18 protein-coding genes and 1 tRNA gene are annotated in these 21313 nt (G+C 70.9%); 8 read left to right on the top strand and 11 right to left on the bottom strand.

What is annotated here, in order from left to right:
- Positions 1–33 precede the first annotated feature (33 nt).
- Positions 34–267, top strand: coding sequence for a hypothetical protein (locus ACMGFG_RS16155; protein WP_436931351.1), 234 nt, complete (start codon positions 34–36; stop codon positions 265–267).
- A 45-nt stretch (positions 268–312) separates the two neighbouring features.
- On the opposite strand, the gene ACMGFG_RS16150 is transcribed toward ACMGFG_RS16155, so the two are convergent.
- Positions 313–1224, bottom strand: a complete 912-nt coding sequence (locus ACMGFG_RS16150) for a HEAT repeat domain-containing protein (protein ID WP_436931350.1) — start codon at positions 1222–1224, stop codon at positions 313–315.
- Between the two features lie 133 nt (positions 1225–1357).
- Between ACMGFG_RS16150 and ACMGFG_RS16145 the strand changes: the two genes are divergently transcribed.
- The gene (locus ACMGFG_RS16145) at positions 1358–3586 is read left to right on the top strand and encodes a glycoside hydrolase family 3 N-terminal domain-containing protein (RefSeq protein ID WP_436931349.1); all 2229 of its coding nucleotides are present in this window, start codon (positions 1358–1360) and stop codon (positions 3584–3586) included.
- Here the strand turns inward: ACMGFG_RS16145 and ACMGFG_RS16140 are convergent.
- Positions 3577–4626, bottom strand: a complete 1050-nt coding sequence (locus ACMGFG_RS16140; RefSeq protein WP_436931348.1) for a DUF7282 domain-containing protein — start codon at positions 4624–4626, stop codon at positions 3577–3579. The genes ACMGFG_RS16145 and ACMGFG_RS16140 overlap by 10 nt on opposite strands.
- A 1-nt stretch (position 4627) precedes the next feature.
- Positions 4628–5749, bottom strand: coding sequence for a DUF7350 domain-containing protein (locus ACMGFG_RS16135; RefSeq protein WP_436931347.1), 1122 nt, complete (start codon positions 5747–5749; stop codon positions 4628–4630).
- A gap of 225 nt (positions 5750–5974) precedes the next feature.
- Here ACMGFG_RS16135 and ACMGFG_RS16130 point away from each other — a divergent pair, with 225 nt between their 5' ends.
- A complete protein-coding gene (locus tag ACMGFG_RS16130) occupies positions 5975–6325 on the top strand; it encodes a hypothetical protein (RefSeq protein ID WP_436931346.1) in 351 nt (116 codons plus the stop codon).
- Positions 6326–6746: 421 nt separating this feature from the next.
- On the opposite strand, the gene ACMGFG_RS16125 is transcribed toward ACMGFG_RS16130, so the two are convergent.
- The gene (locus tag ACMGFG_RS16125; RefSeq protein WP_436931442.1) at positions 6747–7886 is read right to left on the bottom strand and encodes a pyridoxal-phosphate-dependent aminotransferase family protein; all 1140 of its coding nucleotides are present in this window, start codon (positions 7884–7886) and stop codon (positions 6747–6749) included.
- 194 nt (positions 7887–8080) lie between these two features.
- On the opposite strand from ACMGFG_RS16125, the gene ACMGFG_RS16120 reads away from it, so the two are divergent.
- Positions 8081–9301 (top strand): MFS transporter, encoded by a 1221-nt coding sequence (locus ACMGFG_RS16120; RefSeq protein WP_436931345.1) that lies wholly within the window; start codon positions 8081–8083, stop codon positions 9299–9301.
- Positions 9302–9627: 326 nt separating this feature from the next.
- Entirely contained in the window at positions 9628–9804 is a 177-nt protein-coding gene (locus tag ACMGFG_RS16115; RefSeq protein ID WP_167837428.1) for a hypothetical protein, read from the top strand.
- Between the two features lie 300 nt (positions 9805–10104).
- Here the strand turns inward: ACMGFG_RS16115 and ACMGFG_RS16110 are convergent.
- Both ACMGFG_RS16110 and ACMGFG_RS16105 read right to left on the bottom strand, forming a co-directional pair.
- A tRNA-Val gene (locus ACMGFG_RS16110) sits at positions 10105–10179 on the bottom strand.
- Positions 10180–10230: 51 nt separating this feature from the next.
- A complete protein-coding gene (locus ACMGFG_RS16105; protein ID WP_436931344.1) occupies positions 10231–10500 on the bottom strand; it encodes a DUF7553 family protein in 270 nt (89 codons plus the stop codon).
- A gap of 232 nt (positions 10501–10732) precedes the next feature.
- Between ACMGFG_RS16105 and ACMGFG_RS16100 the strand changes: the two genes are divergently transcribed.
- Positions 10733–11683, top strand: a complete 951-nt coding sequence (locus ACMGFG_RS16100; RefSeq protein ID WP_436931343.1) for an MBL fold metallo-hydrolase — start codon at positions 10733–10735, stop codon at positions 11681–11683.
- A 23-nt stretch (positions 11684–11706) separates the two neighbouring features.
- Here the strand turns inward: ACMGFG_RS16100 and ACMGFG_RS16095 are convergent, their stop codons facing one another.
- Entirely contained in the window at positions 11707–12243 is a 537-nt protein-coding gene (locus tag ACMGFG_RS16095; protein WP_436931342.1) for a cob(I)yrinic acid a,c-diamide adenosyltransferase, read from the bottom strand.
- A gap of 110 nt (positions 12244–12353) precedes the next feature.
- Here ACMGFG_RS16095 and ACMGFG_RS16090 point away from each other — a divergent pair, with 110 nt between their 5' ends.
- Positions 12354–12527 (top strand): DUF7838 family putative zinc beta-ribbon protein, encoded by a 174-nt coding sequence (locus ACMGFG_RS16090; RefSeq protein ID WP_436931341.1) that lies wholly within the window; start codon positions 12354–12356, stop codon positions 12525–12527.
- 123 nt (positions 12528–12650) lie between these two features.
- Here the strand turns inward: ACMGFG_RS16090 and ACMGFG_RS16085 are convergent, their stop codons facing one another.
- The 4 genes from ACMGFG_RS16085 to ACMGFG_RS16070 form a co-directional block, all read right to left on the bottom strand.
- Positions 12651–15764 (bottom strand): PAS domain S-box protein, encoded by a 3114-nt coding sequence (locus ACMGFG_RS16085; RefSeq protein WP_436931340.1) that lies wholly within the window; start codon positions 15762–15764, stop codon positions 12651–12653.
- 211 nt (positions 15765–15975) lie between these two features.
- Positions 15976–17430, bottom strand: coding sequence for an aminomethyl-transferring glycine dehydrogenase subunit GcvPB (gene gcvPB / locus ACMGFG_RS16080; RefSeq protein WP_436931339.1), 1455 nt, complete (start codon positions 17428–17430; stop codon positions 15976–15978).
- 1 nt (position 17431) lies between these two features.
- Entirely contained in the window at positions 17432–18763 is a 1332-nt protein-coding gene (gcvPA, locus tag ACMGFG_RS16075; RefSeq protein WP_436931338.1) for an aminomethyl-transferring glycine dehydrogenase subunit GcvPA, read from the bottom strand.
- Positions 18764–18892: 129 nt separating this feature from the next.
- A complete protein-coding gene (locus ACMGFG_RS16070; RefSeq protein WP_436931337.1) occupies positions 18893–20167 on the bottom strand; it encodes an AGE family epimerase/isomerase in 1275 nt (424 codons plus the stop codon).
- Between the two features lie 154 nt (positions 20168–20321).
- On the opposite strand from ACMGFG_RS16070, the gene ACMGFG_RS16065 reads away from it, so the two are divergent.
- A complete protein-coding gene (locus ACMGFG_RS16065; RefSeq protein ID WP_436931336.1) occupies positions 20322–21284 on the top strand; it encodes a C-terminal binding protein in 963 nt (320 codons plus the stop codon).
- Positions 21285–21313: the final 29 nt, after the last annotated feature.

Genomic DNA, 21313 nt, shown 5'->3' with positions numbered 1-21313 from the left:
GGGCTTGAATACCGTCGGTCGACAGTTCCGAACGTGTCCGGTGGAAAGACGGCGGTCGACTTCGTCTGCAGCCAGCGCGACCAGATCCCGATAGCGCTGGCGGTTATGATCTCGATGGGGTTCCTGCTGCTGTTCTCGCTGGTATTCATCTCACCGGCGGACGAGTCGTTCCCGATCCTCGTCATGGACGCGGTGCTGATCGTCGGGTCGACGGCCTTCTTTCTCGTGACGTACTACTACTGCACGAAGCGCGCGATGGACGACTAGAACGACGCGCGGCGGGTCGGGTCGCGGAACCCGACTGCACCGGCCCTACTGCTCGTCGAGGAACGCGGCTGTCTCGGCGGCGAGGTCGGCGAGGTCCTCGTCGTCCTCGACGCGGGCGAGGTCCTCGAGCGGGTCGACCGCGCGGTCGTCGCCGAGGTGGCCCAGCGCGCGGACCGCCCGGGCCCGCACGGTCTCGCGGTCGTGGTTGAGACAGGCGACCAGCGCGTCGTAGGCGCCGCCGGCGGCGTCGGGGTCGGCCTGGGCGATCTCGCCGACGGCGTCGACCGCCGCGCCGACGACCGTCACGTCGGGCGTGTCGAACAGGGCGACGAGCGCGTCGACGTGGTCGGCGGCCGCCTCGGGGGCGCCCTCGGCGGCGGCGGTTATCACGTTCGCCAGCCGGCCCTGCGACTGGATGAGCAGCTGGTGTTCCTGTTTGTCGTGTTCGAGCATCGTCTGTCGGGCCTCCTCGTCGTCGACCATGTCGATGCCCTCGCCACGCTCGTAGGCAGGCGACCGACCCTTCAGGACCCCCGCGATGCGGTCGAGGTGGGGCGCCACCGCCTCCGGGCGTTCCAGCACGACCTGGACGAGGATCTGCGTCCCCAGCAGCTCCAGCGCGTTGGCCTCGTGCTCGACCAGCGCGAACACCGGCGACACGTCGTCGGCCAGCGTCTCGGGGTGGTCGCGGGCGACGGCCAGCAGCGCCGTCCCCGCCTGCTGTGCGATCGTGGTCCGCTCGTCGTCGAGCAGCGCCAGGAGGTCGTCGACCAACGGGCGCACCGCCGACGGATCCTCCTCGGAGAGGCGCGCAACCGTCTGGACGCCCTCGTTTCGCCTGATGTTCGTCTCCGAAGTCAGCGCCTCGCGGACCCGTTCGCGTTCCGTGTCGTCGAGCTCTCCCGATTCGATGTCGACCCCCTCCAGCGGCGTGGACACCTGGTCCTCGTCGGTCATACAGGAGTCCAGCCCGCCGAGCGACAAATACGTGTGGATATCGATACCACGGACGGTCGTTCGGCTCACACGGACGAGCCGGGCCGACATTCGCCTCGCAATGTTTATGTGGGCAACGGAAATCAGTCCGAACATGCCATCGAACGAGGCGGATCCCGAGTATCAACGCCCGGATCTCCCGGTACCCCGGCGGGTCTCGGATCTGCTCGATCGGATGACTGTCGAGGAGAAGGCCGGTCAGCTAGTCGGAACGTGGGCCGGCGAGATGCACCGCGAGGTCGACGTGGCCGAGGTCAAAGACCTGGTCCGCGAGCACCACATCGGCTGCGCGGCGCCCTTCGGGTGGGGCGGGTCGGCGGGGACCGAGGTCGGCGAGATCGTCGACATCGTCAACGAGCTCCAGGAGGTCGCCACCGAGGAGACGCGGCTCGGGATCCCCCTCTTTTTCAACGTCGACGCGGTCCACGGCCACGCCTACGTCGCCGGCTCGGCGGTGTTCCCCAACGGGCTGGGCGCGGCGGCGACCTGGGACCCCGACCTGGTCGAGGCCGGCGCGCGGGTCACCGCGACGGAGGTCGCGGCCACGGGCGCCCACCAGAACTACGGGCCGACCTGCGACGTGGGGCGGGACCCCCGGTGGGGCCGCGTGTTCGAGACGTTCGGCGAGAGCCCGCGGCTGGTCGCCGAGCTGGCCGCCGCGAAGGTGCGGGGCTACCAGGGCGACGGGATCGAGGCCGACGACACCGTCGTCGCGACGGCGAAACACTTCCCGGCCTACAGCGAGCCCGAGCGCGGCGAGGACGCCGCGCCGGTCGACGTCTCCGAGTACAAGCTCCGCAACACGTTCGTTCCGCCGTTCGAGGCCGCCCTCGAGGCGGGCGTCGAGTCGGTGATGCCCTGCTACAACTCCATCAACGGCGAGCCCGTCCACGGCTCCGAGCGCTGGCTGACGGACCTGCTCCGGGGCGACCTGGGCTTCGACGGCACGGTCGTCTCGGACTGGGGCGGCGTCCGCCACCTCACCGACGACCACAAGACGGCGGCGGACCTCCGGGAGGCGACCTACGACGCCCGCACGGCGGGCCTCGACGTGGCCTCCGTGGGCAACGACCTCGAACAGGAGGAGCTGGTCGACCTCGTCGAGTCGGGCGACCTGGCCGAGTCGGTGCTCGACGCGAGCGTCGAGCGCGTCCTCGAACGCAAGTTCCGCATGGGGCTGTTCGAGGACCCCTACGTCGAGAAAGACGAGGCCCTGGCGACGGTCGGGTCCGACGACCACCAGGCGGCCGCGCTGGACACCGCCCGGGAGGCGATGACGCTCCTGAAGAACGACGGGGTCCTCCCGCTCTCGGGCGACGAGGACGTGTTCGTCGGCGGCCCGAACGCCGACGACCTGGTGAGTCAGGTCGGCGGCTGGTCGGTCGAGTCCGAGGAGCACGTCGACGGGACGACGATCCGCGAGGAGGTCGGCGCCCACGTCGACGGCGAGGTGACCCACGAACAGGGGGCGACGCACAACGAGACTCTCGACGTGGACGCGGCCGCCCGGAAGGCCGCCGACGCCGACGTGGCCGTCCTCGCGCTCGGCGAGGGGTGGTACCTCCACGAGTTCGGCGCGGGCGACCCCCGCACCGAGACGGGCGAGTTCCCCACCCGCGAGCGGATCGCGCTGGCCGAGGCCCAGCAGGAACTGGTCGAGGCGGTCGTCGAGACGGGCACGCCCGTCGTCGGCGTGCTCGTCACCGGGCGCCCGCTGGCGGTCGAGCACCTCGACGAGCGGGCCGACGCCGTGCTGATGGCCTACTTCCCCGGGACGATGGGCGGCAAGGCCGTCGCCGAGACGCTCGTCGGCGAGAACAACCCCAGCGGCCGGCTGGCGGTGACGGTCCCGCGCTCGGGCACCCAGGTCGACGCCCACCACGACCACCTCCACCAGCCCCGTCCCATCGGCGATTCCGAACACCCCGACTCCTACGACCCGCTCTACCCGTTCGGGCACGGCCTCTCCTACACCGAGTTCGAGACGGGCGAGCTCTCGGTCGACGAGGAGGTCGTCGGGCCGGGCGACACCGTCGAACTCGACGTGGCCGTCGAGAACGTCGGCGACCGCCGCGGGACGGAGGTCGTCCAGGTGTACAGCCGGACGGAGTCGAAGACGCTCGTCATGCCCGAGCGGCGCCTCCAGGCGTTCGAGCGGGTCGAGCTGGACGCCGGCGAGCGGGCGACCGTCACCGTCGAGGTTCCCGTCGAGGGGCTTGGCGTCTACGCGCCCGGCGACGGCCACCGCGTCGAGGCCGGCGACTACGACCTGGTGGTCGACGGCGAGGCCGTCACGGTGACCGTCGAGGGCGACTACCTCTGACTCGCTGACCGAACGACCGCGACCAGCGCAGCGAACCCGACCGCGAGCGCGGCGAGCGCGGCGCCGAAGCCTGTCCCCGAACCTGCGGTGCCGTCCGTCGTGGGCGCCGAGTCAGTCGGTCCGCCGGCCGGCGCGCTCGTCGGGGCGTCCGTACCAGTTCCGGGAGCGGCGCCCTCCGCGGTCGGTCCGTCCGTCGCCGACCGTTCGGGCGCGGTCGTCACCGTCGGGGTGTTGACGAGCGGCCGGTCGTCGGTCGCGTTCTCCGGCGCGACGGCGAAGTAGGTGTCGACGACCCGGTCGCCGGCGGTGACCGGCGGGTCCGACGGGCCGAAGACGCCGTCGCCGCGGTCGCGGTGGGCGGCGACCCGGACCCGGAAGTCGCGGGTCTGCTCGGCGAGGAACGACTCGTTCAGCGGGACGGTGACGTTCCGGTGGGTCCCCGCCGGGAGCGACCGCGAGCCGACGGACCGGTTGCCTCCCGTGGGGTAGACGACGAGGTGGCCCGCCGTCGGCAGGTCGGCCCGGCGGACCGTGATCGTCCCGTCGTCTATCGGCTGGGGGTCGAACCCGGCCGCGAGCACGCTGGCCCGGCCGGACTCGCTCCTGCGGACCGTAACCCGCGTGCTCGCCGCGGGGTTGATGTTCGTCACCGCGAGGTCGGTCCCGTAGTCGAACTCCTCGTTGCCGTTGGCGTCGCCGTGGAGTACCGCCCATATCGTCCGGTTGCCCTCCCACCCGGTCCAGACGGACTCGTCGAGCGGGACCGGGACGCTCGTCCGGTAGGTCAGGTCCGGCGTCCGGCCGACGTAGACCGAGCCGAGCGGCTCGCCGGGTCGGCCCCCGGCGTCCGCGCGGAGGACGACGAACCCCGGTCGGATCGACGACACCGCCTCGACGAGGACGGTGCCGTCGTCGGTCACCTGCGAGTCCGCGGCGACGTGGTTGCCGTGGGCCTGGACGGTCGCGACGGCCACCGGCGTGGCGAGTGCGAGTGCGATCACCAGGGCGGCGACGACCCGACGCGATGCGATCCCCGACATCTCAGGCGGTGATCGTCGCGGGCTCCATCTGCAGGAACGCGCGCTCGTAGCCCTCGTGGCGGGCCAGTTGCGGCGGCGTCCCCACGGAGAGGGTCACTTCGTCGCCCGACCGGACCCGCTCGGGCAGCGCCGCGCCGTAGTGGTGGCCCAGCCGTGGGTCGAGCGTGGCGTCGAGCGACCCCTCGACGACCGTCTCGCCGTCGCGGGCGACCGACGCCGACAGCCCCATCGCGGGGAGGACCAGCCGGTTGAACGGCGTCCGCGCCGAGACGGCGAGGTACGGCTGTCCGTCGGTGAACCGGCCGGCGTCGGCCGCGGGGAGCTGGAGCGTCACGAGCTTCGCGTCGTCGCTGCGGCCGGTGCCGAGGACGGTCCCGGGGAGGTCGGCGGGCTTCGGCGCGCGCGGCTGGGGGAGATCGCCCATCTCCATCGGGCGGAGCGCGCCGCGCTGGCCCGCCTGGTCCAGCTGTTCGGTCTTGAGCTGTTCGCGCACCCGCTTGGACCACTCGAACTCGACGGGTATCGTCGCGTTCTCGTCGAACCGGCCCGCGAAGGCGCCGGTCGTGCGCGCGCTCACGCCGCCGACGCCGAGCCGTGCGGTGTAGGTCCCGTCGCCGTCGAGCCGGAAGTTGCCGCCGTAGTGAAACCCCATCCGCTGGGAGAGCATCCGGTAGATGACCTCCTGGGTGACCAGGTCGCCGTCGCGGGTGACCTCGACCGAGAGGTTCGCGCCCGGGAGGACCGTCCGGGTCTCGGGGTCCCAGACCGTCGCCATCAGGTGGACGTCGTCGCCGTCCTCGATCTCGGTGACCGAGCGCTCGTCGAGGGTGACCGTCCAGAAGCGGTGGGGGACCGCGAGCAGCAGGGCGACCCGGTAGTCGCCGGCCGTCGCCGTTCCGGACATCACCATCGTCTCGCGGAACGACTGGACGTAGACGCCGCCGGGGCCGTCGGGCGTGGCGGTCGGCGTCGGGCTGTCGGTCGGGGACCGGGGCGGCTCGGTCGTCGGTTCGGGGTCGGACGGGGCGGTCTCGGTCGCGTCCCCCCCGCCGAGACAGCCGGCGAGGCCGACCGAAACCGCCGCGGCGCCCGTCGCGGAGTGGAGGAATCTCCGTCGGTTCATCGCCCGGGAGTTGGGCCATCTCGCGGTTAACCGTTCTGGTAGATCCGTCGATAGGTCCGATTCTGGTCGGTCCGTCGATAGGTTCGCGGTCGCCCGGGCGGTCACGCCAGTCGCTCGTCGGCCACGTCCCCTCGACAGCCACGCTCCCCGCCGGCCTGCCACTCGCGGCCGCCCTGTCAGCACGGCTCAGTGGGGAGTTAAGCCGTCAGCGGTGGTAGGTATCTCATGGTATTCGAGAACCTCACACTGTTCGAGGTGCACCTCGACGACGCGCAGTTCGGCACCGACGCCGGTCGCTCCGACGAGCGAGACGCCGACGTTGCGCTCCCCGAGCCCGACTCCGACGACGACCGCGAGACGGCCGACTCGTCGGGCGGCCGCGGCAGGTTCGTCAAGCTAGCGGTCGCGAGCGTCGTCGTCTCAGTGGCCGCGACGCTCGTCGCGCGGCGGGTCGCGGGCGGCGACGACTCCGTCGCGGTCGGCCTCGAAACGGACCGCGGGGTCGACGAGTCGGCGACGGGCGAGCCGGACCACGCCGACGAACCGGTCTCGACGCCGACGCCGGACGACGAGTGAGTCGGCGACCACGTCGCGGCGACCCGGCAGCGACACGATGACGACTCGCAGGGAACGGGGCGACGACCCGTCGGCAGTCCGGCGACGACTCGCCGCTTCGAGACCCGGTCGCCGGAACCGGCTCGTTCCCGCGAGTTCTGTCGAAAGTTAAATCGTTATTTTAGTCACAGGTGGTGTTATTGTGGCGGGACCCCACACGTCGAATGCGGTCGGCGCGCCCTCCACCTGGCGGGCCAACCGCGTACCCGACAACCCCACCCGCGACCCGACGCGGGCGGCCGCCCGCCGCCCGTTCCGGACCGCCCCGTCGCCCGCGGGGCGGTCCCGTTCGCCCGTCCGGGCCCGTCGCCCGCGGACCCGGACACCCATTTCCTTTCGTCCCCGGTCCGACGCTGCCGTCCGACCGACAGTTCGCCGTTCCCTATACCTCTCCCAGCCGGTCCCGGAGCACGGATAGCCCGGCGTCGGGGTCGATGTCGGCGCCCTGTGCCTCCAGGGCCTCCGCCAGCGCCGGGACGAGCAGCGTCACGTTCGCCGGCCGCGCCGAGTGGCCCATGCAGCCGATCCGGAAGATCTCCCCCTCCAGGTCGCCCAGCCCGGTGGCGATCTCCAGGTCGTAGCGGTCGAGCAGGTACTCGCAGACCGCGGCGTCGTCGACGCCCGCGGGGACCTCCATCGCGTTGAGACTCGGGAGCCAGTAGGCCTCGTCGGGGTTCAGCGCGAGCCCCATCGCCGACAGCGAGTCCTTCAGCGCGGCCGCGACCCGCCGGTGGCGCGCCCACCGCCGTTCGATGCCCTCCTCGGCGACGAGGCGCAGCGCCTCCCGGAGCGCGTAGACGTTCGTGATCGGCGCGGTGTGGTGGTAGGCCCGCTCGTCGCCCCAGTACCCCTCCAGCAGGGACAGATCGAGGTACCACGACCGCGCGGGCTCCTCGCGGGAGAGCACCTTGTCCATCGCCCGGTCGTTCAGCGTCAGCGGGCTCGCGCCCGGCGGACAGGAGAGACACTTCTGGGGTCCGGAGTAGGCGGCGTCGATGTCCCACTCGTCGACGCGCAGCTCCACGCCGCCCAGCGAGGTGACGCAGTCGGCGATCACGTAGGCGTCGTGCTCGTGGGCGATGCTCGTCAGTTCCGGCACGTCGGGCTGGCGGACGCCCGTGGAAGTCTCGGCGTGGACGAAGCCGAACACGTCGGGCTGGTACTCGGCGAAGGCCGCTTCCACGTCGGCGGGGTCGAGCGGCTCGCCCCACGGCGCGTCGACGTGGACGACCTCGCCGCCGGCGCGTTCGGCCATCGACTCCATGCGGCCGCCGAAGTAGCCGTTCGTCGGCACGAGCACGGTCTCGCCGGGTTCGACGAGGTTGCCGATGGCCGCCTCCATCGACGCCGAGCCCGTCCCGGAGACGGGGATGGTCCACTCGTTGTCCGTCCGGAAGGTGTACCGCAGCAGCTCCTGGACCTCGTCCATGATCTCGACGAACGAGGGGTCGAGGTGCCCGACCAGCGGCGTGCTCATCGCCCGGAGCACCCGGGGGTGCACGTCGCTCGGGCCGGGGCCCATCAGCGTCCGGTCCGGGACCGTGAGTTCGCCGACCTCGGGTGGTGTCATGCGTGGACGCACCGCGCCGACGGACAAAAAGACTGCGACGGAACCGACCGTTCGACGCCGCTGCGGACGGTTCGCGAGCGCAACAGGTTCCGCGTCCGCCCGGGCGGACTCCCAGTCCTTATTCGCCCGGCGGCCACACTGGGGTCATGGAACGCCGCCGGACGGTCGTCGGGTCGGTCATCGTCAGCACGTTCCTCGTCGGCCTCGGCGGCGGCGTCGTCTTCCCCATCCTGCCGAACCTCGGCGCCGTCCTCGGCATCTCGCCGTTCCTCGTCGGGTTCATCCTCAGTGCGAACCGCTTCACGCGCATCCTCGCCAACGCGCCCGCCGGCTCGCTGGTCGACCGTGTCGGCACCCGGACCCCCTTCGTCGTCGGCCTGTTCGTCGAGGGGCTGGCGACGGCCGGCTACGTCGTCGCGCTGCGCGCCCCGCTCCCGGAGGCGTGGTTCCTCCTCGCGCGGGTCCTCTGGGGGATCGGCAGCGCGCTGGTGTTCGCCACCGCCTACACCATCGCCGCCGACGTGAGTGACGGCGGCGACCGCGGCACGAACATGGGTGTCGTCCGCGGCGGCATCACGCTGGGGTTCCCCGCCGGTCTCGTCATGGGCGGGGTCGTCAGCGACGCCTACTCCGTGTTCGCCGCCTTCGCCGTCGCCGCCGGCTTCGCGCTGCTGGCCAGCGCCGTCGCCTACCGCACCATCCCCGAAACGCACGTCGACGAGGAACGCACCGCCGTCAAGCCCTGGGAGATCGACACCGCGCTCCCCACGCTGACCGTCGGCTTCGTCAACTTCGGCCTCTTCTTCGCCTACCTCGGCGCCCTCTTCGCCACGCTCGTCCTCTTCGTCGAGGCGGAGGGAATCGGCGTCTGGGGCTACGGCCCGCAGGGCATGTCCGGCCTGCTGATGGCCGTGACCGTCCTCGCTGCGGCCGTGTTCACCCTCGCGGGCGGCAAACTCAGCGACGACCTCGGCGCGCGCGTCCCCACCCTGCTGGGCTTCCTCGTCGTCTCCTTCCTCGGCTTCCTCGCCCTCTCGACGGCCGCGTCGCTGGAGCGACTCGTCGTCGCCTGCGTCCTCATCGGGACCGGCCAGGGCGGCACCAACGGCCCGCTGATGGCGCTGCTCGCCGACCTCACGCCGAACGAACGCACCGGCCGGGCGATGGCCACCAACAACGTCCTCGGCGACCTCGGCGGCGGCCTCGGCCCGATGGTCTCGCTCCCGGTCGTCGAGGCGGTCGGCTTCGCCCCCGTCTACGCCGCCTGCGCCCTGATCCCCCTCGTCGCCGGCGGCCTGCTCGTCGGCGGCGTCTACTCTCTCACCGGGACCCTCAACCCCCGGACTGCGACCATCTCCGACGATTAAATGGAATCCAAAAATACAGTATCTAATTCGTATATTTAGTCGATAGTAGATTATATCTTATATGAATTGCCACTCAAGACCGAAATTGGTGTATCTGGTCTTTTGACGGCGTCTTGCCGAAGTATATCGATCGGGCTCGACAAGGCCGCACTATCTACGGTTTTGGAATTCGGTAATATAGCGCTTTCTGGCCGGTTTTCGAGTTTCTCGAACCGGTATTTCGTTGTATACGTATTCAAAGTATGAGATAAAAACAGATATGTCTGTCGACTCGACCGAGGATCGGAGATCGAGTCGGTTATCAGTGGCCATCGGTGAGAGTGGGTGTGACCTCCACCGAAACCGAGGATCCGGCGGAGCTGGATCCGCTGACGACTGCCGCCTACCACGTCACCGTCGACGGCGGCCGTGATTCGTTCTACGCGCTGAGCATCGAGCGCGAGGACAGCGACACGGCCTATCTGATGTCCGATACGGTCGTCGCGCTCGACCAGATGCGGTAACTACCTTCCCGCCAGTTTCGATAGGCGAGTGCTCCCGAGGAGCGGCCGTGTCGACCGCACTGTCGATACCGTTCGGTCCGAAATGCGGACCTGCTCTCCCGCCTCACTCACTGTAGCGACTGCTGGCAGAAGGTTGCTTTAGCGAACGAGGTGAGCGGACAGGTTGGCGCGGATCTGAACCGGATGCAAACGTGCTCGCCCCGCTGCGCGCGACTGCCAGGGTTCCAATCCGCCGGGCCAGTCCGACTGAAGCCGTGGCGAGCGGCAGGGCAGCCGCTCGCGAACGTGCGTCAGTAGAAGTGGGTTGGGGCGGATTTGAACCGCCGACTTCCTCCGTGTGAAGGAGGTATCATAACCGGACTAGATCACCAACCCGGCCACTCGTCGCTAATCCAGCACCGCCCTTAAGAATTGCTTTCCGCGGCGCTACTGTGACCCGGTCCCGCGGCGCCGGAACGAGTCCACCGCCTCGCGCGCCGCCGCCAGGGCGTCCCCGGCTTCGCTCCGGACCCGAGCGGGGACCGCCTCCAGCTTCGACCGGAGGGACTCGACCCGCCCGGGTTCCGGCTCGCGCTCGCGGCCGACCAGCTCCCTGACCCGCTCCTCCGCGGGGGAAAGGGCCTCTCGGACGCCGTCTCGGGCCGTCCGGCCCGCTCGCTTCAGGTAGTACAGGGTGTCCTCGAAGTGCCTGTTCATATCTGTCCTTTCGCGTCCAACGGATATATGCCTTCTCCCCCCATCGCAACGTTTATATTGATTTAGGTCAACCTAAAACACGTCGGCGCAGGGCCGTTCCGGCCCGCGCCGCTGTCTGTCCCATACTGTCAGGCTTGCACGCGACGGTGGGCATCGCCGTGTGCGGCCGGTTGGGGTCGAACGGGGGCGTCCACCCGCCACACCCTTACACTCGCGCCCTGTAGCGGCGGCCATGTTCGAACAGGTGTCGGTGCCGACGCCGTTCCAGGTCGGTCCGGTCAACGCCTACCTCGCCGGCCGGACGCTGGTCGACCCCGGCCCCGACAGCGAGGAGGCCTGGTCGCACCTCACGGACGCGCTGGCCGAGCGCGACCTCGCCCCCGACGATATCGAGCAGTTGCTGATCACCCATCCCCACCCCGACCACTTCGGGCTCGCGAAACGGTTCCGCGAGCGCGGCGCGACGGTCGTCGCCCACCCCGACGCGGCGTCGATCGTGGCGGACTTCCCCGGCCGGCTCGACGCCGAGCAGGCCTTCTTCCGCGACTTCTTCGAGCGTTGCGGGATGGCGCCCTCGACGGCCGACACGGTCACCGAGCTCCCGGGTGCGTTCGTCCACTACGCGCCCAGCGTGCCGGTCGACCGCGAGGTCGCCCCGGGCGATACCGTCACCGTCGACGGCGTCGAGCTGCTGGTCGACGACCTGGCGGGCCACGCCACCGGCGAGGTGCTCTTCGCCTTCGACGGCCCCGCGGGCCGGGAGGCGCTCGTCGGTGACAACGTCCTCGCGGAGATCACGCCCAACCCGTTCCTCCAGCCGCCGCCCCGCCCCGGCGCCGACCGCCCGCGCGTCCTCCCGGCGTACAACGACTGTCTCGCCGACCTGCGCGAGGCGGGGTACGACCGCCTCCACCCCGGCCACCGGAGCCGGATCGACGACCCCGCCGGGCGGATCGACGACATCCTCGCCGAGCACGACGACCGCACGGAGCGTGTCGCCGACCTGCTGGACGAGCCCACGACGCCGGTCGCGGTCATGCACGAACTGTTCGACGATCTGCCGGTCACCGAGCAGTTCCCGGGCATGAGCGAGGCGGTCGGCCACCTCGACGTGCTCGACGCCGCCGGCCGCGCGACCGCAACCGAGCGCGACGGCGAGATCGTCTACGAGCGGACCGGGTGACCGGCCCCAGCGGAGTCGACGAGTCAGTACGTCGGCTGTTCCTCGGGGACGCCCTCCCGCTGGTTCACCACGCGGGCGAGCGTGAAGAGGAGGTCCGACAGCCGGTTGAGGTAGACGATGGCCGTCTCGTTGACGCCGTCTTCGCTTTCGGCGAACGCGACCGCGCGGCGCTCGGCGCGCCGACAGACCGCCCGCGCCCGGTGGAGCCGCGCGCCGGGTTCGGACCCGCCGGGGAGGATGAAGTTCTCCAGGGGTTCGAGCTCCGCGTCGAACTCGTCGATGCTGTCCTCGATTGCCTCGACGTGGTCCTCGCGGACGCGGGGGTCGTCCTCGTCGGGGTCGGGGTTGGCGAAGTCGGCCTGTGCGACGTGGAGGTGGTTCTGCACCTCGCGCAGCAGGTCGTCCACGTCGTCGTACCCGGTGGGGCGGACCGACCCGACCATGGCGTTGACCTCGTCGACGGTGCCGTAGGCCTCGATGCGCGGGCTGGCCTTCGAGACGCGGGACATGTCCCGCAGGTCCGTCTGGCCCTCGTCGCCGCGGCCGGTGTAGATCTTCATGTCCGCCGCTCGGGCGGCCAGCGACTTAACTCCGGGTCCGAACGGGCGGACGACGAGCGGGCCGGTCGAAAATCGGGACGTTAAATTACCGTCGCCCGGAAGACGGACGCATGAGCGAGGTCATCACCCACGAGTGTCCGAACTGCGACGCCGAGAAGGAGTTCTACCAGGCGGCCAGCATGCAGGTCCACATCGGCGAGAAGGTCAAGTGGCACTGCTGGGACTGCGACTACGGCTTCGTCCGCATCGACCACACCGTCGACACGAGCGAAGCCTCCGCGTAGGCGGTTCTCACGGCCCGTCCCGGAATCGTCGACCCCGTAGCGACCGCGCCGGCGGGTCGCTCGTCGGTCGTTCAGTCACTCGTCTTCCGCGTCGGCGGACAGCCCGTCGGCCGCGCCCGCCGGTCAGTCGACCGTGTCGGCGGGCGTCAGCGAGAGGACGACGGCGGTCCCGCCGAGGTCGCTCTCCTCGAACCGCAGGCGGCCGCCGCAGGAGTCGGCGACCCAGCGGACGATCCAGAGCCCGAGCCCGCTGCCGTGTTCGAGCTGGGTGATCTCCGACGACTCGTCGACGACGGACCGCTCGTAGTCGGGGATCCCGGGGCCGTCGTCGTCGACGCGGAGGGCGACGCGCCCGTCCGAACGGTCGGTCGCGACGCGGACGTGGACGCCCTCGCCGCCGTACTCGACGCTGTTCTCGAGCAACTCGGTCAGCGCGAGCTCGATCCGGCCGTCGCCGACGACCCGCAGGTCGTCCACGTCGGTCTCGATGCGCGCGTCGGGGTGCTCGCGGCGGTACTCCGAGACGGCGGCGTCGACGACCGACCCGAGGTCGACCTCGTGGTCGCGCAGCGACCCCTCGCGCATCGTGCGGTCGAGCGAGCGCGCGCGGTCGCCGAGCGACGCCACTTCCGAGGCCGTCTCGATGAGCGTCTCCGCCCACTCGTCGACGGTGTCGTCGTCGACGCGGGCGGCGATCATCTCCGCGTAGCCCAGCACGACGTTGAGGTCGTTGCGCAGGTTGTGCCGGAGGACGCGGTTGAGGACCTGGAGCCTGCGTTCCCGTTCCTTCTGCTCGGTGATGTCGGTGTAGATGCCGAAGCTGTTGACCGTCCCGTCGCCGGTGTCGTAGGGGATCCCCCGGAAGAGGAAGTCGCGATAGCCGTCGGCGGTCCGGCGGCGGACCTCGCTCTGGACCGTCTCGCCCTCGGCGGCCCGCCGGTCGAGCGCGCGGCCGTTCTCGTAGTCGTCGTCCGGGAGGACGAAGTCGTTGAGCGGCTCGCCGCTGATCGTCGCGGCGTCGTAGCCGAACACGTCGGTGAACGCGTCGTTGACGGCGGTGACGACCGGCTCGCCGTCGGCGTGGGTGGCCTCGACGACGGCGTCCGGGAGGTTGTCGAAGAGGTAGGTGAACCGGTCGCGCTGGGTCTCCAGCTGCTCGCGCGTCTCGACCAGCTCCGTGCGGTCGCGGACCACCCCGACTGTCCCGGAGACGGTCTCGTCGGCGGGGAGCGACGACACCTCGACCTCCGCGGGGAGCGACGTGCCGTCGGCCCGCTCGAAGTCAGCCTCCAGTACGCGGCTGTCCGTCCCGTCGCCGACGGCGTCGACGGCCTCGTCGAGCGCATCCGGGTCGGCGAGGGCCGCGGCGACCGGCCGGCCGACCAGGTCCGCACGGTCGACCCCGAGCCACGTCGCAAGCGGGTCGGTCACCAGCGAGAACCGCCCGTCCTCGTCGGCGACGTACACCATGTCCTGGACGTTCTCCATGACGGTCCGGTAGCGGGCCAGCTCCGCCTCGTAGGCGACGCGGTCGAACGCGACGGCCGCGTTCGAGGCGAGGATCTCCGCCAGCTCGCGCGCCCGCTCGTCGAACGCGCCCGGTTCCGTCGCGCCGATGCTCACGACCCCCTGGTCGCCCAGCGGGACGTACAGCGTCTCGACGGCGTCGCCGGGTAGCTCGGCCGGCCGGACCGCCAGGTCAGCCGGCGCGTGGCGGATCTCGCCGGCCTCGAAGGTGCGGCCGGGCCCGCCCTCCCCGACCGCGTAGTCCGGCCGGTCGGCGACCGACACCGCGTCGCTGGCGGAGGCCGCCAGCGGGACCAGCCGGTCGCGCTCGGCGTCGTGGATGCGGACGACGTTCATGTCGAACCCCAGCGTGTGCGCGACGGCGTCGACGACGATCTCGCCGACCCGCTCGGGGCTGTGGGCGCCCAGCAGCGCCCGCGCGGTGTCGAGCAGCTCGGCGAACTGCTCGCGGGCCGCCCGGAGCTGTCGTTCCCGCTCCTTCCGGTCGGTGATGTCCCGGATGACGCCCGCCGTCCCCGCGAACTCGCCGTCCTCGTCGGTCAGCATCACCATGTGGTCCTCCGCGTCGACCGGCTCGCCCGACTCCGGGACCAGGTCCAACTCGAAGGTCGTCTCGACGACGTTGCCGTGGATCAGGTCCCGGAGCTTGTTCTCCGCCCGCTGGACGGTCTCGTCGTCCTTGACGATCGAGGTGTGCTCCCCGAGCAGTTCCGCCCGGTCGTAGCCCGTCAGCTCGACCAGCGCGTCGTTGACCACCTCGAACTGTCCCTCGTCGTCGAGCGCGTAGACGCCGTCGTCGACCGCCTCGATGATCGACTCGTAGCGTTCGAGCTCGCGGGTCCGTTCGCGCTTGTCCGACACGTCCCGGAGCACGCCCGCGACGCCGACCACCTCGCCGTCCTCCTCGACGGCTGTCAGGTGGTCCTCGGCGGGGAACGGCTCGCCCTCGGCGGGGACGACCGTCGTCTCGACGGTCTCGGAGGCTGTCTCCCCGCGGACCACCCGTCGGACCGCCGGGAAGACGCGTTCGGCGGCCGCCTCGGTCGTGATCGTCGAGACGTGCTCGCCGACGAGCTCGTCGGCGTCGCGGCCGGCCATCTCCGCCAGCGGCTCGTTGACGACGGTGAAGTGTCCCTGCAGGTCGAGCACGTAGAGCCCGTCGTCGACCGCGTCGAGCGCCGCGGCCGCCTCCCGGGCGGTTGCCGCAGAGACGCCCGCGTCCCGCATCTCCACGAGCGTACTCTCCGAACCCTCGTCGGCGCTCCCCGTGTCGGCCGACCGGGCGGTCGCCACGCCGGACGTGTCCGACTCGCGTCCAGTCGGCGGGGCCGCTCGGTCACCCGCCTGTCCACCCTCGGGGGCGTTCGCTCGGACGCGGTCGGCCAGCGATCCGTCGGTCGTCGCCCGGGAGACGTACTCCGTGACGCCGTGTCGGGTCGCGGCCGCCGCGAGTTCGCCGTCGGGCTCCCCGCTGGTCAGCAGGACCGGCTGGTCGTAGCCGAACTCGCGGACACCGGCGAGCGCGTCGAGCGGGTCGACGGCCCCGTCGGCGTCGCCGTCGACGACGACACAGCGCACGTCCTCGGACCCCAGCGTCGAGAGCGCGGCCCGCGTCGACCCGGCCCGGGCTACGTCCCACCCGTCGGCTTCGAGCACCTCCACCCACGGGCGGTCGCCCGAGGGACCGACCGCAAGCACCGTGGCTCCCATTCGTGACCCGGATCAAAGCGATCCCCCCATAAATCCGCTTCCCCCCGATTATCGAAACTGAGGCGCGAGCGGGAACGGTGCTCCCCGGGCCGGACGCGCGCAGTGAGAGACGAGCGGTGCCGAGCGGCTCATACGGATTATTGCAAGTCATTTCGGGATCGACCGCACGCAATCGTGCGGTCGACCCGGTAAACGCTTGCAATAATCCGTATCAGTCGTCCAGCGCCTGCCAGGACAGCCGCGGCTCGCGGGCGGCGCGCACCTGGTCGATCCGGCGGGCCGCGGTCCGTTCGGGCGCCGCCTCCAGGGTCGCGTCGTCCTCCCCGGCGACAGCATTGAATGCCGCGGCGAGGTCGTCGAGCGACTCCCTGGTCTCGGCCTCGGTCGGCTCGGTCATCAGCGCCTCGTCGACGATCTCGGGCCACTTCGTCGTCGGCGGGTGGACGCCGTAGTCGAGCATCCGCTTGGCCGCGTCGGCCGCGTCCTGCTCGCCGGCGCTCGCCACGAACTCGTGGTGGAAGGGTCCGTAGGGCACCTCGTAGCCGATCTGACTCGCGAGGTAGTTGGCGTTGAGCACCGCCCGGGCGCTGGCGTCGGCCAGCCCCGCGTCGCCCAGCCGCGCGATGTAGGCGAACGCGCGCACCAGGACGAGCCAGTTGCCGGCGAACCCGTGGACCTTGCCGATCGACCGTTCGGGCTCGTACCGTTCGTAACCGCTGCCGTCGGCCTGTTCGCGGACGTGGGGCGTCGGCAGGAACTCGGTCAGCTCCTCGGCGACGCCGACGGGGCCGGCGCCGGGGCCGCCCCCGCCGTGGGGCGTCGCGAACGTCTTGTGGACGTTGTAGTGCATCACGTCGAAGCCCATGTCGCCGGGCCGCGCCCGGCCGAGCAGGGCGTTGAGGTTCGCGCCGTCGTAGTACAGCAGCCCGCCGGCGTCGTGGACGACCTCGGCGACCGCCTCGATGTCCCGTTCGAAGAGTCCGAGGGTGTTGGGGTTGGTGAGCATCAGCGCCGCGGTGTCGTCGCCCACGGCGGCCTCCAGTGCCTCGATGTCGACGCGGCCGTCCTCGCCGCTGGGGAGTTCGACCACGTCGAAGCCGGCCATCGCCGCCGTCGCGAAGTTCGTCCCGTGGGCGCTGTCCGGGATGACGACCTCGGTCCTGTCCTCGTCGTTGGCCTCGTGGTACGCGGCGGCGATCCGGATGCCCGTGAACTCCCCGGCGGCGCCGGCCGGCGGCTGGAGCGTCACCGCGTCCATCCCGCCGATCCGCCCGAGGTAGTCCTGCAATCGCGCCTGGAGTTCGAGCGTGCCCTGGACGCTCCCCGCGGACCTGTCGGGGTGGACCGCCGCGTCCGACAGGCCCGCTACCTGCTCGGTGAACTTGGGGTTGTACTTCATCGTACACGATCCCAGCGGGAACGGGCCGCTGTCGACCCCGTAGTTCATCTGTGAGAGCCGGGTGTAGTGACGCGCGAGTTCCGGTTCCGCGAGGTCGGGCAACTCCAGCGAGTCGCGCGTCAGGTCGTCGGGCAGCGGCGAGTCGTCGCCGATCTCGACTCCGGTGGTGTCCTTCTCGGCCAGCAGCGGCTCGTACTCGCCGTCGTCGGTCCAGCGCGCCTGGTCGTACAGCGTCCCCGCCTCGGGGGCGTGGTCTTCCTCGCTCATCTCAGGCCACCTCCGCGACCGCGTCGACGAACCGGTCGACGGCGGGCTCGTTGGCGTCGGTCACGCAGACCTGGATCCGGTGTTCGCCGACGACGTGGACGGCGAACCCCTCCGATTCGAGGTCGCTCGCAACCGCCGCGGCGGGCTGGTCCGTGCGGGCCTGGAACTCCCGGAAGTGGTGGCGGTCGTTGACGGGCGCCCGGAGCCCCGAGACTTCGTCCAGCCGGGCGGCCAGGTCACGGGCGAGGGTGACGCAGTCCTCCGCCAGGTCGACGAGACCGCCCGGTCCCAGCGTCGCGGCGTGGATCGCCGTCCGGAGCGCGAGCAGCGCCTGGTTCGTGCAGATGTTGCTCGTCGCCCGCTCCTTCCGGATGTGCTGTTCGCGGGTCTGCAGGGTGAGGGTGAACGCCCGCCGGCCGGTCGCGTCCTCGCCCACCCCCACGAGCCGGCCGGGCACCTGCCGGAGGTGCTCCTCGCGGGTGGCGAAGAGCCCTGCGCCCATCCCGTAGGCGGTGCCGGCGCCGAGCGCGCTCGCCTCGCCGACCACCACGTCGGCGCCGGCGTCGGCCGGCCGCTCCAGCAGCGCCAGCGCGACCGGGTCCGACCCGAGGACGAACAGCGCGTCGTGCTCGTCGGCGAACTCGCCCACCGTCCCCAGTTCGGGCTCGATTGCGCCACAGACCGTCGGGTTCTCGGCGTAGACCATCGCCGCGTCGTCGTCAAGCGCGTCGGCGAGGCCATCGGTGTCGACGGTTCCCTCGGCGGTGGGGTACGTCTCCACCGAGAGGTCGGGGCCGTCGGCGTAGGCCTCCAGCACCTCGCGTTTGCCCTCGCGCAGCTGGTCGGGCACGAGGATCCGGTCGCCCGAGACCGACCGCACCCGCTGGGAGAGCGTCGCGGCCTCGCCCAGCGCCGTCGCGGCGTCGTACATCGAGCAGTTGGCCACGTCCAGCCCCGTGAGCTCGACCAGCATCGACTGGTACTCGAACAGCGCCTGGAGGAAGCCCTGGGCGATCTCGGGCTGGTACTGGGTGTAGGAGGTGAGAAACTCCTGGCGGCTCGCCAGGTCGTCGACCAGCGCCGGGACGTAGTGGTCGTAGTGGCCCCGGCCCATGAACTCGGTCAGGTCGTCGTTGCGCCCCAGCGTCCGCTCGACCAGGCGGACGGCGTCGCGCTCGCCCCGCGCCTCGATGCCGAACTCGCCGTCGAAGCGGACCGGCTCGGGGATGTCGAACAGCTCTTCCACGTCGTCGACGCCGACCGCGTCCAGCATCGCCTCGGTGTCGGCCGCGTCGCCCGGCGCGTACGGGCTTCCGCGCGTCTCTCGTGTCATCGTCGTCCCTCGCGTGTCATAGTAGGCTCCCGTCGGGGATGGGCGACTCTATCGGACGCTCGCACATGAGCCTCCCGTTTCGACGTACCGCCGGTGGTCACCCGTTCCCCGGAGCGACAGCGTCGCCCGCTACCCGTCCTGCAACCGCTCCAGCGCCTCGATGCACTCCAGCAGGGCGCGGCCGTTGTGGTAGGCGCCCTTGTACATCGCGCCCTTGCGGCCCACGGGTTCCAGGTCCTCGGTGACGCCGGAGTGCCACTCGCCGACTTCCCTGTCGACGTGGTACTCGTCGACGAAGTCGTAGGTCTCGGCGAACACGTCGGCGTAGCGGTCGTCGCCGGTGAGTTCGTACATCCGGAGCGCGCTCGTCAGCGCCTCCGCCTGGACCCACCACGCCTTGATCCGGCTCGTGGCGGGCTCCTCGAAGGGGCCGTAGAAGTAGAAGCCGCCGTGGTCGTCGTCGTAGCCGTACTCCAGCGAGTAGTCCCACAGCGTCTCGTAGAGGTCGCGGTAGTAGTCGAGCGAGGAGTCCAGCGCGTCGGCGGCGTCCATCGTCAGCCAGACGTTCTCCACGTCGTGGCCGTAGGAGACGACCCGGTAGTTCTCGTCGTCGAGCAGGGGTTGCCAGTCGGGGGCGTACTTGTCGGTACAGGCGCCCAGCCGCTTCCGGACGACGGTGTTGGTGTTGATGGTGAGCAGTTCCGAGAGGCGCTTGCCGCCGAGATCATGACCGGTCGCCTCGTAGAAGGTCGTGAACGCCTCCATCAGGTGGAGGTGAGTGTTCATCAGCTTCGTCGTCGGGTCGAGTTCGGCGTCCACGTCCTCCTTGGGCGACCAGTCGGGTTCGATGTTGTCGAGGTAGGTGCCGCCCTCGGTGATGGGCGTCCAGTCCGGTTCGAAGTACTCGACGTAACCGCCGTGGTCGTCGTCGTACGCGTGCTCCTCGAACCGCTCGAAGAGGTCGACGGCGGCCTCGCGGGCGGCCTCGTCGTCGCTGGCCCGGTAGTACTCCGAGAGACCGTAGAGGACGAACGACTGGCCGTACATGTGCTTGTTCGGCTTGCGGACGGTGCCGTCCCGTTCGACCTCCCAGTAGTAGCCGCCGTTGTCCTCGTCGCGCATCTCCCCGGTGAGGAAGTCGAAGCCGCGCTCGGCGGCGTCGAGCAACTCGTCGCCGTAGCCCGCCCGGTAGAGCCGGGCGGAGAACCAGAGCATCCGCGCCTGGGTGACGACCATCTTGCGGTCGTTGCCGGCGAACGCCCCCTCGGCGTCGTAGCTGGTGAGGAAGCCGCCGTGTTCGGTGTCGACCGCGCGGGGGTACCAGAAGTCGATCACCGTCTCGCGGAGGTTCTCCCGGAGTCGGGGCAGGTACGCCTCGGCGAGGGCGTCGGGGTCGCGTGTCATGCCCCACGGTTCTCCCGGCCGCTACTTGAACGCTCCCAAGGCGGAAGCGAGCGGTTCGGGCCCCACCGATCTCCACCACGACGGCGGCCACCGCCGATCCCCGGCGAGCGGGAACGGCCGACCCCCTTATTTCGGTTCGGCCCTGTGGCCCGGTATGGAAGTCGTCGCGAGCGACGACCCGATGATCGACGCGGGACTGCTGGCCGAGGAACTCGGCGAGGACGTGACCGTCACCGTCGCCGAAACCGGCACGGAGGAGGCGGTCCGCGAGGCCGCCGCCGACGCCGAGGCGCTCGTCGCGAACGTGTCGACGCCGGTGACCGCCGACGTGCTCGACGCGTGCCCGGACCTGCGGATCGTCGCCCGGGCGGGCGTCGGTATCGACACCGTCGACGTGGAAGCCGCCGCCGAGCGCGACGTGGTCGTGACGAACGTCCCCGAGTACTGCACCGAGGAGGTGGCGACCCACACCGTGGCGCTCGCGCTGGCCGCGCTGCGCTCGCTCGGACGCTACGACCGCGACGTGAAGGCGGGCGGGTGGGACTGGCGGGCCGGCGGCGAGATCCACCGCCTGTCGGGGCTGACGTTCGGGTTCGTCTCCTACGGCCCCATCGCCCGCCGCGTCCGCGAGCTGGCCGAGGGGTTCGGCGCCGAGTTCGTCGCCTACGACCCGTACGTCGACGCCGCAGAGATGGCCGAGGACGGCGTCGAGAAAGTCGACTTCGAGGAACTGCTCGACCGGACGGCACTGCTCTCGGTCAACGCGCCGCTGACCGAAGAGACGCGCGACATGGTCGACGGAGCGGCCTTCGAGCGGCTGGCCGACCACGCCGTCGTGGTCAACACCGGCCGCGGCGGCGTCGTCGACGAGGGGGCGCTGGCCGACGCGCTCGAACGCGGGGAAGTCGCGGCCGCCGGGCTGGACGTGTTCGCAGAGGAGCCCCCCGAGGACTCCCCGCTGTTCGACCGCGACGACGCGGTCCTGACGCCCCACGCCGCGTGGTACTCCGAGGAGGCCCGCGCGGACCTCCACGAGACCGTCGCGGCCAACGTCCGGGCGGCCCTGGCCGGCGAGGCGCCCCCCGACCGGATCGACCCCGACCTCGACTGGGTGTGAGACGGCCCGGCGAACGCGGGCGAGGGACC

This window comes from Halosimplex halobium, assembly GCF_051414055.1.
GTDB classification, from domain to species: Archaea; Halobacteriota; Halobacteria; order Halobacteriales; family Haloarculaceae; genus Halosimplex; species Halosimplex halobium.
Note: the sequence above shows the minus strand (reverse complement) of the source record. Positions and strands in the feature narration are given on the sequence as shown.